The sequence below is a fragment of the Halobacteriovorax sp. DA5 genome (assembly GCF_002903145.1).
Taxonomy (GTDB): Bacteria; Bdellovibrionota; Bacteriovoracia; order Bacteriovoracales; family Bacteriovoracaceae; genus Halobacteriovorax_A.
This window is the reverse complement of the sequence record NZ_PPDJ01000008.1, coordinates 280,379-293,437: the sequence shown is the minus strand read 5'-3', so window position 1 is coordinate 293,437 and position 13,059 is coordinate 280,379. Positions and strand designations below refer to the sequence as shown.

Below are 13,059 nucleotides of genomic sequence, written 5' to 3'. Positions count from 1 at the left end.
AATTGAACATTTTTGTATGTATTAAACAAGTTCCAGACACGGAAACTAAAATTACTCCAAATGGTGATGGATCTTATATCGAAACAAGTTCTATCAAGTGGATCATGAATCCATATGATGAATTTGCAGTAGAGCAAGCTCTATTAACTAAAGCTGCAAACAGTGGTTCTACTGTTACTGTAGTAAGAGTTGGTGGTGTTAAAGACACTGAAGCTCTAAGAACTGCCCTAGCAATGGGTGCTGACGATGCAATCCTAGTTGAAGCTGATGACAACTTAGATTCATATATGACAGCTAAAGCACTTAAAGGTGCTATTGAAAAATCTGGAAAAACTCCAGATGTTATCTTCACTGGAAAACAAGCAATTGATGACGACTGTCTTCAAGTTCCACAACTTCTAGCTCAAATGCTAGGAATGCCTTCAGTAACTGTTGTAGACGGTTGTGAAGAAGCAGGTGGTTCATATACTCTTAAAAGAGAAGTTGAAGGTGGAGCACTAGAAGTTTACGAAGTAACTGCTCCAGTATTAATTGCGGCCAACAAAGGTCTAAACAGCCCACGTTATGCTTCTCTTCCAGGGATTATGAAAGCTAAGAGAAAGCCTCTTGCTCAACATTCACTTTCAGATGTAGGTGTATCTGCTGACGATCGTCGTGTTAAGTATTCTGGTTTCCAACTTCCACCAGAAAAACCAGCTGGGAAGAAGTTTGATGCAATGGACGAAGCTGCTCAAGCAGGTGTTGTAGCTGAAGTTGTTAAGCTTTTAAGAGAAGAAGCTAAAGTTATCTAAGGAGATTATTAAAATGGCAAAGATATTAGTATTTTCTGAAACAAGTGGTGAAACAGTTAAGTCTGTTACATTTGAAATCTTAGGAAAACTTGCTGGTCACACTGTTGACGTAGCAATCGTTGGTGACATGGGTGCTAATGCAACTGCAGATCTTGCAAAGTATGGTGCTGCTAATGTTCACAACCTAAAAGGTGCAAACCTAGATAAGTATTCTCCAGAAGGATACGCTAATGCACTTAAAGAATTTATCGGTTCAAACTACGATTACGTATTTGCTGGTGCAACTTCTCTAGCAAAAGACCTTATGCCAAGACTAGCTGGTATGTTTGATGCAGGTATGGCATCAGAAGTTACAAATTTTGTAATGGAAGGTGACAACTTTGCAGGAACAAGACCACTATTTGCTGGTAAAGTTCTAGCTAAAGTAGAACTAGACGGACCTAAGCCAGGTTTCGTAACTGTAAGACCTAACGCTCTTGGTATGCCAGAAGCTCCAACTGCTGGTGCAGGTGCTGCAAATGAAGTTGCTGCTAACGCTGGTGACATCAAAGCTGCAATCAAAGAAATCGTTAAGGGTGCTTCTGAGAAGCTAGACCTGACAGAAGCAAATGTCATCGTATCTGGTGGTCGTGCTATGAAATCTGCAGAAAACTTCAAGATCCTTGAAGAACTAGCAGAAGTTCTTGGTGCAACAGTTGGTGCTTCACGTGCTGCTGTAGACTCAGGATATGCTCCACACGCAATGCAAGTTGGTCAAACTGGTAAAACAGTTGCTCCATCTCTTTACATCGCTTGTGGTATTTCAGGTGCTATTCAGCACTTAGCTGGGATGAGAACATCTAAGGTTATCGTTGCAATCAACACTGACCCAGATGCGCCAATCTTTACTAAAGCTGACTACGGAATTGTTGGAGATCTTTTCCAAATCGTTCCAATTCTTAAAGAAGAACTTAAAAAAGTTCTTTAAGCATCCGCAGCATTGTTTGCCCAAAGGCAAACTATTGGCTGCGGTGCTAGGCCTCAGTGCAATGAAATGAATTACATATTCAACAAGCCGGGTTCAAGCCCGGCTTTGTTGTCTCTAGGCCTATGGGAAAGTTTGTGCAATAATCAATCTACTCCCTGCGGTGCTAGCTCCCCATGCAAGGAGCACATTCTGATCGAGAGCGAGGGTTCAGTCTGCTTCGGCTCCTGCCTCTAGCAGACATACAGGTCATCGTAACCATAAAGCCCGAGCGGTTCGTCTCAGGAGCAAAAAAACTTCGCATATATAATACATAAAAAAGGCCCTCAATTTTGAGGGCCTTTGTTTTTCTTCTCTTCTCTCTTTATATTTATGGATTAGAATCCGTAACCTTGTCTGTCTAATTCTTCTTGTCTTTCGTATTCAAGTTCTTTTTGCTCTTCAAATCTTTCAGCTGGATCGTCTACAAGAACTTCTTCTTCGTATCTTTCTTCTTCAACTTCTTCCACATTTTGTTTTTCATTATTTTCAGCGCTAACATTACCTTGAGCTAAGTTAATATCGTTTTCAAATGACCCTTCTTCTGTCAGAGATCTTTCAAAACGTGACTCTTCTTTTGCTCTTTCCATGCTTTCGAATTCAGCATTTACTCTTTCTAGCTCATCGTAAGTTACAAAGTTAATTAACCCACCAGCATATGGACCAGTTGTAAATCTTAGACGGTATCCATTTTCACCATTTCTAGCAAATACTCCGTGTGAAAGTTGTCCCTGAAGTTCAACTTCAAATGCACTTCCATCTTTAAGTTTAATATCACCAAGTACTTCATTAATATCTTTATCGAATACGTTGAAGTAAAGACCTTGAACACCATTTGGTCCAACTGTAACACTTCCTTCAATCTTATCTTCACCACGAATTAGCTCGTTATTTAATTGAGGAAGAACTACTCTTTCGATAATAAATTCTTTTCTCTCATTTTCATTAATCATTGCTGCTTCTTCTAAAGCTTCATCAACAATAACATCTTGAGTAGCTACTTCATTATTTGCTTCTAAAACTCTTCTTGCTTCAATTAATTCAAATCCATCTTCATAAGCTCTAAAGATTGAGATATTTTTATTATTCTCGTGTAGGAAAGAAACATCAAAAGTGTACTCATTATTATCGTTAAGTTGAACTAGACCAGTTCCAATTAACTTCATATCAACTACTCTTTTAGAGTTTGCTTTCTTCTCATTAAAAATTTCATTTCCTTCGTGATTCTCTACTCTTACAATTTCCCATTTACCGTCGATAATTTGTGCATACTCTGCAACAGGTAAGTATTGTACAGATACTTTTTCACGATCAGATGAAGCTACGATACGATCAACGCTCTCATCAACTCTCTTTTCAAAAGAAATATCTTTCTGTTGCATAAATGAGTTATCAGTTACTGAAATCCCTTGATAGATACCACCGAATACAAGGAATGATCCTGATAGTACTGATGCGATAATGAATTTCTTGTAAATAGCTGTTGCTTTCATACAGTGCTCCTAAAACCTATATGCATATATAGAAGCAACACTCATGCCAAATTGAACAAATACGTATATTTGCTAACTTACTGAAAACGCGTTCGTATTTAATGGAATTTATTGAATTGTTTAGGTATTAGACTGTTAAACTTTTAACACTGTAGAAAAAGTAAACACACCCCAGGGGTGTGCCTACTCTAATATGAATAAGAATTAATCAACTTGGAAAGTCTTCTTCTCATAGTCACTATGAGAAGCTCTAAAGCGCTTTAGAGCGACTACAATAAGCTCTTCAAGCTCAATCCCAGTATTCTGAGACATTAACTCAAAAGAGGTAACAACGTTTTCTTCGATCATAACTTTAAGCTCTTTAAGGTTGCCTTGGTTATGCGTTTGATCTTTCATTTAAAACTCCTACTTTACGACCTTCAAGGCGCCCATTTTTCTTAGATTTACTAATGCTTGGGTGACTTCAAAATCAAATAATTCGCAATTGCTATAAATATCTTTAACCTTGCTGTATTCAGCTATAGTTTTTAATAGTAAAAATTCATTTGCACCAGTCTTTTTTCCATTTTTTATGAACACAGGATTGATCAAAATGTGAATATTTTCTGGTGGACGAAGGGACTTAGCCTTTAAATGCTGAGAATAAGCATTTTCAATATTCGACTTTAACTCACTAAATTTTAGTTTGAATTCGTAGTCACTCTCAGAAACAACTTCTGGCTCGGCCACAAGAGTGAACTCCTCGATATGATCCATTTCAAAAATTACTAACGAGTATAAGGCTTTAAGGCCTGTCTTCTTAGAAAACTGGGCCGCAACAACAATTCCCTCGCTAATATATATAACGCCTAGGAACTGACGATCGGCCCTTTTAAGAATATTGATTCTGCCTGTGAAATTAAAAGAGCATTGCTCCTCTATTTTCTGTATGATGGACATTTTCTACCTTTTGAAAATTTTTGAGAAAAAACCTTTCCCCTCACCATCATTATTTTCTATTTCAATGATCTTTTTTGCAATACCGGAATATGCTTTCCATACTGGTCTACTTTCGTATGAATTATTAGACATGTAAGGCACACCATTATCGCAAGATTCACGTAAAGCAATTTCAATAGGGATTTCACCTAAGAATGGATAACCAAGCTCATTTGCGATATCAGCTCCACCCTTTTCACCGAAAATATAGTATTTCTTCTCAGGCATATCATCTGGTGCGAAGTAGCTCATATTTTCAATAAGTCCTAAAACAGGAATATTGACCTGTTCAAACATATTGAAGCCTTTTCTAGAATCAAGTAGAGCAACATCCTGTGGTGTTGATACACCAACAATCCCACTTAGATTTAAAGTTTGAGCAATTGATAACTGAACATCACCAGTTCCTGGAGGCAGATCTAATACTAGGTAATCAAGCTCACCCCAATCAACATCAAAAAGAAATTGATTTAGAACCCCACCGAGCATAGGCCCACGCCAGATTACAGCGTCTTTTTCTTCAATGAATAAACCGAAGCTAATGAATTTAATTCCATGTGCTTCTATAGGGGCAATTTTCTTATCATCAGTTGCAAGAGGCTTCGCATCTCTTTGACCCAGAAGCATCGGAATAGATGGCCCATAAATATCGGCATCTAGTAGACCTACTTTCTTTCCTTGGTTTTTAAGAGATAGAGCTAAGTTTACAGAAACTGTACTTTTCCCAACACCACCCTTTCCAGATGAAACAGCGATAATCTTCTTCACGCCCGGAATATCACGTTTTTGAGGTGCAGCCTTAGCGTGACCGACTTCTAACTTCGCACCTTGTTGTTGGGGCTTTTGCTGTTGCTGAGCTGGCATTTCTTGAGTAGAAATAGTTTTAATGAAGAGATCATCTTCACTAACAATAGCTGAAAGAGAATTAACAATTGAATCCTCAATATCTCGTTTTTGTGCAGGAGTAATGCCATCACGATTATAAACAATCGTAAGCTTCTTATCTTCGATTGCAATATCCTTGAAACGATTCTCATCTAATAGGGATTTTCCAGTGTTTGGGTTATTAACCTCAACTAATTTACTTTTAACTATTTCAATATTTAGCATACTAATTCTCTCAGTTTTTTATCGTTTTATGCGTGAATTCTATTAAATATTGGGCACTTATTCAATGAGTAAAGCAAATTTTTGCCCTACAACAAAATTCATAAGATGTTATAATTACTAAAGAAACTAAATTAAAGTTTGGAGAAATTGTGTCTAAGCCATATAAGCGTTCCATAATCATAGTCGACTCTAAATTTCAGCTGAGATTCAGTGCATTAATTTGTATTGTAATTCTAGTACTAAGTGCATTCTATCCACTTGTTATTTACCAAGTGCTAACTAATATTTCAGAAAAATTTCCACAATCTGCTGAGCATATTGCAACAATGAAGAGTGATCTTTTAAACTTTCTCATTTTATGCCAAGCATTTTTTGGGATCCTCATCTTTGTAGTTTGTATTTTCTTTACTCACAAAGTTGCAGGCCCACTTTATAAATTAAAACAATATCTTGCTGGACTAAGACACACAGGGTTTGAAAGAAAGCTTTCATTTAGAGAAGGTGATTACTTTCAAGATGTCGCAGATGAAGTTAATTTAACAGTTGAGTACTTCCAAACTCATTTTAAGGAAGACACTGTTTATATTGATGAAATCTGTAACTATTTAAAGAACCTACAACAAGTTGTACCTGACGATAAAAAATTAATCTTAAGTGATGTAGTCACTAAGTTAAAAAGTATGGAAGGTCGTTTCAATGAGTTTATTGGGTAAGAAGTTTATTCTTTTATCGTTAACGGCAAGCTTGTCATTTACAAGCTTTGCTAAAGATTCTCGTTCTCTTAAAGACAAAGAGCTTACAGCTGCACGTCACATCTCAGAAATTGAACGCATTTTAAAAAGAAAGAAATTACCTAATCATAAAATCAATAATGCAATTAAGGCCATTAAAGATGGTGGTATCTTTAAAAATTATCTCACTCACTTGGAGTTTTTAAGTGATCTAAAAACATCACTAAAAAAAGATAAGTATTTTTCATGTAATATTAAAAGTCACAGAACAAATCGCGTTGAGGATGAATTTGTTTCAAATATTAGAAATTACTGTTTTCACACTGTTAATTATTTAATTAACGATAAGTATTACAATGATATTATTGCTGATGATGAAAACTTCTCTAAGGCCATTCAATATCTTGCAACATCTCGAAACTCACTTTTCATTAGTAAACTAGAAGAAGTTGATAAAGAATCTAAAATTTATCAACATATTAAAAAACAGCTTATCGAAATAACTTTGATCAATGGGCTAAAGATTGATTCTAAGCTTTATTCACATATAGATTTTGATAAAGATATCACTCTTTTATTCCAAAATAATCTACATAGAATTAAGAAGAACAAATTAACCATTACGAACGAATTTATAAAACAATATCGCCAATTAAAAAATCTAGTAAAAAATAATGAGAAAAAGAAAGCAAATATCAATGAACAACTTTCAAAGTTTTTAACTTTTGAAAAAGCCAATGAAGACTATATTTATAAAAAGTCTTCATGGAAACGTGTTCGCTATATTGGAAAACTTCTTTTAAATAATGATGATATTGCCAATGCCAATCGTTACTTTGCACGCTCATATGAGATTAGTTATGATGATGAATCAAAAAATGAATCACTCTTCCTTCTACTTTGGAATTCAATAAAAAATGAAAACTATAAGGAAAGTATCGTAACAGTACAAAACTATAAATTAATAGATGAGTTTTCTAATCTATACACTAAGACAAAATTTTGGATTGCTTATAGTTATATGAAAGATGGGAATGAATCCCTTGCAAAACACTTATTCAAATTAATGATTAATGGAAACCCATTAAGCTTCTATTCAATTATTGCCCAGGACTATCTTCCTGAGTTTGATAAGAATTATGTTAAATCACTTTATTTCCATAAGAATACAGTTAATCTTCCCAAACTAGAATTAGCGGACTTCACCCAGGCCAAACAAAGAAATATTAAAGAATCAAATATTTGGCATGAGTTAAAATTTGTCGGAAAGGTTGATAAGTTAATTTATGAATTTATCCGTTTCAATCCTGAAACTGATATTATCAATAGGGCCAAGTTAGACTCTCTTCCATTAGAAGAACAACGTGTGGCTATATTTAATTACTTTCTTCATCATTTCAAAGAAAGTGGCGATTTTTTATCGAGTTTCAAACTCGTCTCAAGGACAATTGACTTAAATCTCATAAGGCCTTCAAAAATTGATATTACGACTCTCTTTCCGGTTCTACATCTTGATAAGATTAAAGATGTAAATGCTGAAATTGACCCGCTTCTAGTTTTATCGATTATCAGACAAGAAAGCGCATTCAATCCGAACGCACGTTCAGCAGTAGGCGCACTAGGACTAATGCAACTTATGCCAGCTACGGCAAGACAGATGACTAATTTTAGAAAAACAGACGAGATCTTAATTCCACATAGAAATATCGATGCTGGTGTACGCTACTTTAAGTCTCTACTTAATAAGTTTGATGGAAATATAATCTATGCATTATCTTCATATAATGCAGGTCCACACAAGGTAACAAAGTGGGCAAAGAATCTTATGGATGTAGAAGATCCTATTTTTCAAATTGAACAAATTCCATATAAAGAAACTCGTTTATACGTAAAGCTTATTTACCGAAATTTCTTTTTCTATAATCTAATGAAGGATAATTATATTTTAGAAAAGAGTGTAGCTTCTACTTTTAATGCCTTTCCTAAGAAGGAAGCGAAACGTGAAATATCATCTCAATTATAGAAATAAAAAAGGCTTCCTATTGGAAGCCTTTTTTGTAAATTATTCTCAAATAAGTTTACGCTGAGGAAACATAAATAAGCTAAAGCTCATTTAGTTTATTACAGTCATCATTACAAGCGACTGCGCTAGCACCGCAGCCAATAGATTGCCTTTGGGCAATCAATGCTGCGGGTGCTTAAACATTAAAACGGAAGTGAATAATATCACCGTCTTTTACGATGTACTCTTTACCTTCCATACGAAGCTTTCCGGCTTCCTTAACCTTCGCCTCTGATCCATTAGCAATTAAGTCATCATAGTGATAAATCTCTGCCTTAATGAATCCTCTTTCAAAGTCTGAGTGAATTACACCTGCAGCTTCAGGAGCTTTAGCTCCTTCTTTGAAAGTCCAAGCACGAACTTCTTTAACACCGGCCGTAAAATATGTACGAAGACCAAGCATATTATATGCTTCATGAGTAAGCGTTTCTAAACCAGAAATTTCAATTCCAGCAGCTTCCATAAAGTCTTTCTTATCTGCTTCATCTTCTAGTGCCGCAATTTCAGACTCTAGCTTTCCACAAATCTTAATTGCACGAGAACCTTCTTTCTGTGCAAATTCTTTTACTGCTTTTACATAGTCATTATCTTCATCAACACTCTCTTCATCTACGTTACATAGATAAAGAGTTGGCTTAAGAGTAATTAGGTTAAGATCACGAGTTAACTCGATATCTTCCTTATCCATCTCAAGAGTACGTGCAGCAAAACCTTGCTCTAAATGAGCAGTAAGTTTTTCTAGAACAGGTACAAGCATCTTTGCTTTTGATGCAATTTCTTTATTTTGGTTTTTCATTAACTTAGGAAGGTTTGCTTGCTTTCTTTGAACAACTTCAAGGTCAGCTAGAGCAAGTTCCATATTAATTGTTTCAATATCATCAACTGGATTAACTTCACCGTGAACGTGGATAACATTAGTGTCATCAAAACAACGTACAACGTGAACAATTGCATTTACTTGACGAATATTTCCAAGGAATTGGTTACCAAGACCTTCACCTTTTGAAGCACCCTTTACAAGACCTGCAATATCAACAAATTCAACAATAGTTGGAATAACTTTTTGTGGCCCAATGATTTCCGCAATTTTTTGCATACGAATATCACCAACGTTTACAATCCCAATATTTGGTTCGATTGTACAAAATGGAAAGTTAGCTGCTTCAGCTGGAGCCGAAGTTAGAGCCTGAAAAATCGTTGATTTACCAACGTTTGGAAGTCCTACAATCCCACAATTTAGGGCCATTATTTTCTCCTGATATCTATTTACTTAAATCTAGTAATTGTTTCTTTTTATATCTTTGAATCGCTGTTTTAAAGCCACTTTTTACATAACATTCAACGGCTTTTGAAGCTTTTTCTAAGTAATCGTCAATAAAGTCAGCCTCCGAACCAAAATAGCGGCCCAAAACCCAATCAGATACACTTCCATGTTGTGGACGTCCAATCCCCATACGTAAGCGCTTAAAATTGTTATGACCTAATTGTCCTGCAATTGACTTAAGACCATTGTGACCCGCAAGGCCACCACCATCTTTAAAGGCAACAGTTCCCCACGGTAAATCTAATTCATCGTGAATAACTAAAATATTTTCTGGTTCGATTTTGAAGTATTGAGCAAAAGGAATAACACTCTCACCACTTAGATTCATATAAGTTTGAGGCATTAACACGTAGAACTTATCTTCATCCGTTTCAAACGAAGACCAAATTCCTTTAAATTTCTCTTTAAAAGGCAAGTCCTTGATTGGCTTGATAAAATTCATTACGTCCCAGCCAATATTATGTCTGGTACCTTTATATTCTGAACCTGGATTTCCAAGTCCAACAATTAAATAATTCATAGGTTACCCGTTTATAAAAATAATGAACTAACTGAGTCGTTATTAAACGTGCGATGAATCGACTTGGCCAATATTTCAGCGGCCGAGACAGAAATTATTTTTCCACTCTCACGCGCCTCTTTACTCAGAGGAATTGTATTTGTCACAAGAACCTTATTTAAAGATTCTGCTTTATTGATGCGCTCAATAGCAGGCCCAGAAAATACAGGGTGCGTAGCACATGCCACAACACTTCTTGCACCATTATCTTTTAGAGCATTACAAGCTTCGATAAGTGTTCCTGCAGTATCAATCATATCATCTAAGATGATACAGTCCTTACCGTTTACATCACCCACAATATTCATGGCCTTTGCAACGTTCTTTCCCGTACGACGCTTATCGATCATAGCGATATCGCACTTACACTTTTTAGCGTAATGGCGAGCACGCTCAACTCCACCAGCATCTGGTGAAACAAAGATCGTATTTTCTGTCACAAGTTCTCTTTTAATATGACTAAGAAGAACAGGAGAAGCAAAAATATTATCGAATGGAATATTAAAGAAACCTTGAACCTGTCCAGAGTGAAGGTCCATTGTAATAACACGACTAGCGCCTGCAACTGTAATAAGATCGGCAACCAGCTTTGCTGAAATAGGAGTTCTCGGCGATGCCTTTCTATCCTGACGACAGTATCCGTAATGAGGAATAACTGCTGTAATCGAAGACGCTGACGCTCTCTTAAGAGCATCGATCATAATCAGAAGCTCCATTAAATTATCATTTACCGGCGCACATGTTGATTGAATAATGAAGACATCAGCACCACGAACGTTTTGTTCGATTTCACAAAATGTTTCACCATTGGCAAATTTAATAACTTGGGGGTCAACTAACGGAACATCTAAGATTTTCGAGATATCGGAAGAAAGCTTTGGATTTGACGTGCCTGATACGAGAACGATCCTTTTCATGATCTTATTCCTTTCTCTGATCCGTGAGAAAATGGCTGGGGTAGAAGGACTCGAACCTTCGAATGGCAGAATCAAAATCTGCTGACTTAGCCACTTGTCGATACCCCAGCAATGTAGATTTGTATGTAATATATAAGCTAGTTTCTTATTTTTGACAAGAAATTTTTAAATTTGCCTACTTATTCGCATGCCAAAGACGCAATTCGTTGGCCTGAATACAGAATAATCTCCTGATAAAGTCTGAAAGCTGTCGTACTTCCGTATAATCTTAAACCTTTCTTATTTGTACGAACACCTTCATAACCGACCCAGATCGTAAAAAGATCATGTCCATCATAACCGACAAAGAGATTATCAAAACCATTATTAGATGTTCCTGTTTTCCCGAAGAAATGTTGTTGCTTAAGCGCTGGCTTTACCATTCTTCTAATTGTCGTTTGATTTGGATCTGCAAGGGACTCGTACACTCCGGCCCCTACTCGACATTGCGCAAGCATAAAGTCTTCATATAATTGATAGAGCTCATCAACTGATAATTCAATGGCACCAAGAAGCTGGGCAGGATATTGGGCCAACGGTGTTTTAAGATGTTTAATCTTATCCTTCAATATAACTTCAACTTTTTCAAAACCAATATCATGGGCCAATCTAACAACTGGATTATTTAAGGACTCTTGTAAAGCTTGAGAAATAGGATACTCACTCGCAGAAGGTGTATGAGATTCCGAGGGTGTCCACTTTCCACTAACAAGATCTAAAGTTATCGGCTCCGTTGAAACTAAATCATCTATTTTATGGCCCTGCTCAAGGTATATTTGAAACAGGATTGGCTTTAGTGTTGAACCTACACCATGACGTTCCTCTTTGAAGGCCTTATCAACATTTCTTTCAAATTTAGAATAGTAGAAACTTTTATGCTTTGGATTTCCAAAAGCAATTTTAACCGCCAAGTTCTCTTCGATCCCTTTCAGATCTCTTAAAAGATTTTTAGAAGCTAAGACTGTTTTAAAAAATCGAAATTCACTAAGCATTGGATCTTTATTAACTCGAGTCGATGTCAAATATATCGCTTCATAAAATGAGTCATCTTGAAAAACAGATAATTGTTTTTTCCAATTTTCCCACTTCTCATCAGACCACTGATAATCTGTGTTTTGATCAAAAAGATCTAAGCTTTGTAATTTATTAAAAATAAAATCAGCACGCCCTCTAAGACGATCTGTACGATAGATAGGATGATAATAACTTGGCCCTTTTAACATTGAGACCAATATAGCTGATTCATAAGGATCTAACTCAGAAATAGGTTTATTAAAATATAAAACAGCTGCTGTGTTCACACCTTTTATTCTAATTCCACCAAGACTTCCCCAATACACTTCGTTGAAATAAGCTTCTAGTATTGCTGACTTATCGAATTTAAAATCAATATAAACGGCCAGGATAGCTTCTTTAATCTTTCTGCTAAATGACTTCTCATTTGTAAAATAGATATTCTTTACTAGTTGTTGTGTCAGTGTTGATCCACCTTGTACAAGAGCACCAGCTTTAATATCTGCAATTATCGCACGAATGATAGAAATATAATCAATACCTATGTGATCAAGAAAACGAAAATCTTCAATACCAATAAGACCTTTAGATAAGATAATAGGAATATTATAAAAGTTAATTTTATATTGAAGACAGCGGTTGTAATTACAATCATTACTTCTAATAGAATTTAACTCGAAGCTTTCTTTCACACTTAGAATTGACCTCTTTTCATCGTCAAACTTCTCAAAAAAGACAGAGTTAAATCTCTCATCACGTGAATTGGCCTTAAAAAATAAGAAGTCACGTTTCTTAACAAAACTTCCCTCTTCAAAAAGAATAGTTTTCGAATTCGTATCAGGTGTTTTAGGAGTAATAATTCTAGTTAAGTCTGCGTCATTGATTGTATTTATGGAATAAATGACACACAAGCCAAATAATCCAACCATCAAGAATAATAATATCTTTATTCGTTTATTAAGCACCTTTGAATACACCTATTTTTTTGACGTTATATAAAGTCATCTTATATTATTTCAGTACAATTTTGTTAAATTA

General features: G+C 35.7%; 12 protein-coding genes and 1 tRNA gene. 4 read left to right on the top strand and 9 right to left on the bottom strand.

Annotated elements, in window-relative coordinates; genetic code table 11:
• The first annotated feature begins 2 nt into the window (after nt 1–2).
• Both C0Z22_RS12200 and C0Z22_RS12195 read left to right on the top strand, forming a co-directional pair.
• Complete coding sequence (locus tag C0Z22_RS12200; RefSeq protein WP_103218649.1) at nt 3–791, top strand: electron transfer flavoprotein subunit beta/FixA family protein; 789 nt, start codon at nt 3–5, stop codon at nt 789–791.
• Nucleotides 792–804: 13 nt separating this feature from the next.
• Nucleotides 805–1,758 carry an electron transfer flavoprotein subunit alpha/FixB family protein gene (locus C0Z22_RS12195; protein WP_103218648.1) on the top strand — a complete coding sequence of 318 codons (954 nt, stop codon included), beginning with the start codon at nt 805–807 and terminating at the stop codon, nt 1,756–1,758.
• A gap of 374 nt (nt 1,759–2,132) precedes the next feature.
• Here the strand turns inward: C0Z22_RS12195 and C0Z22_RS12190 are convergent, their stop codons facing one another.
• From C0Z22_RS12190 to C0Z22_RS12175, 4 genes are all read right to left on the bottom strand, one after another.
• On the bottom strand, nt 2,133–3,287 hold the full coding sequence (locus C0Z22_RS12190) for a hypothetical protein (protein ID WP_103218647.1): 1,155 nt from the start codon (nt 3,285–3,287) through the stop codon (nt 2,133–2,135).
• 204 nt (nt 3,288–3,491) lie between these two features.
• The gene (locus C0Z22_RS12185) at nt 3,492–3,683 is read right to left on the bottom strand and encodes a hypothetical protein (RefSeq protein ID WP_021267727.1); all 192 of its coding nucleotides are present in this window, start codon (nt 3,681–3,683) and stop codon (nt 3,492–3,494) included.
• 9 nt (nt 3,684–3,692) lie between these two features.
• The gene (locus tag C0Z22_RS12180) at nt 3,693–4,226 is read right to left on the bottom strand and encodes a hypothetical protein (protein ID WP_103218646.1); all 534 of its coding nucleotides are present in this window, start codon (nt 4,224–4,226) and stop codon (nt 3,693–3,695) included.
• Between the two features lie 3 nt (nt 4,227–4,229).
• Complete coding sequence (locus tag C0Z22_RS12175; protein WP_103218645.1) at nt 4,230–5,375, bottom strand: Mrp/NBP35 family ATP-binding protein; 1,146 nt, start codon at nt 5,373–5,375, stop codon at nt 4,230–4,232.
• A 149-nt stretch (nt 5,376–5,524) separates the two neighbouring features.
• On the opposite strand from C0Z22_RS12175, the gene C0Z22_RS12170 reads away from it, so the two are divergent.
• Nucleotides 5,525–6,088: a hypothetical protein gene (locus C0Z22_RS12170; protein WP_103218644.1), complete on the top strand. Its 564-nt coding sequence runs from the start codon at nt 5,525–5,527 to the stop codon at nt 6,086–6,088.
• Nucleotides 6,072–8,129 carry a lytic transglycosylase domain-containing protein gene (locus C0Z22_RS12165; RefSeq protein WP_103218643.1) on the top strand — a complete coding sequence of 686 codons (2,058 nt, stop codon included), beginning with the start codon at nt 6,072–6,074 and terminating at the stop codon, nt 8,127–8,129. Before C0Z22_RS12170 ends, C0Z22_RS12165 begins: the two co-directional genes overlap by 17 nt.
• A 175-nt stretch (nt 8,130–8,304) precedes the next feature.
• Here the strand turns inward: C0Z22_RS12165 and ychF are convergent, their stop codons facing one another.
• The 5 genes from ychF to C0Z22_RS12140 form a co-directional block, all read right to left on the bottom strand.
• Nucleotides 8,305–9,414 (bottom strand): redox-regulated ATPase YchF, encoded by a 1,110-nt coding sequence (gene ychF, locus C0Z22_RS12160; protein WP_103218642.1) that lies wholly within the window; start codon nt 9,412–9,414, stop codon nt 8,305–8,307.
• A 16-nt stretch (nt 9,415–9,430) separates the two neighbouring features.
• Nucleotides 9,431–10,012: an aminoacyl-tRNA hydrolase gene (gene pth, locus C0Z22_RS12155; protein WP_103218641.1), complete on the bottom strand. Its 582-nt coding sequence runs from the start codon at nt 10,010–10,012 to the stop codon at nt 9,431–9,433.
• Between the two features lie 11 nt (nt 10,013–10,023).
• On the bottom strand, nt 10,024–10,971 hold the full coding sequence (locus C0Z22_RS12150) for a ribose-phosphate diphosphokinase (protein ID WP_368667187.1): 948 nt from the start codon (nt 10,969–10,971) through the stop codon (nt 10,024–10,026).
• 29 nt (nt 10,972–11,000) lie between these two features.
• A tRNA-Gln gene (locus C0Z22_RS12145) sits at nt 11,001–11,076 on the bottom strand.
• Nucleotides 11,077–11,147: 71 nt separating this feature from the next.
• Complete coding sequence (locus C0Z22_RS12140) at nt 11,148–12,950, bottom strand: transglycosylase domain-containing protein (protein WP_103218639.1); 1,803 nt, start codon at nt 12,948–12,950, stop codon at nt 11,148–11,150.
• Nucleotides 12,951–13,059: the final 109 nt, after the last annotated feature.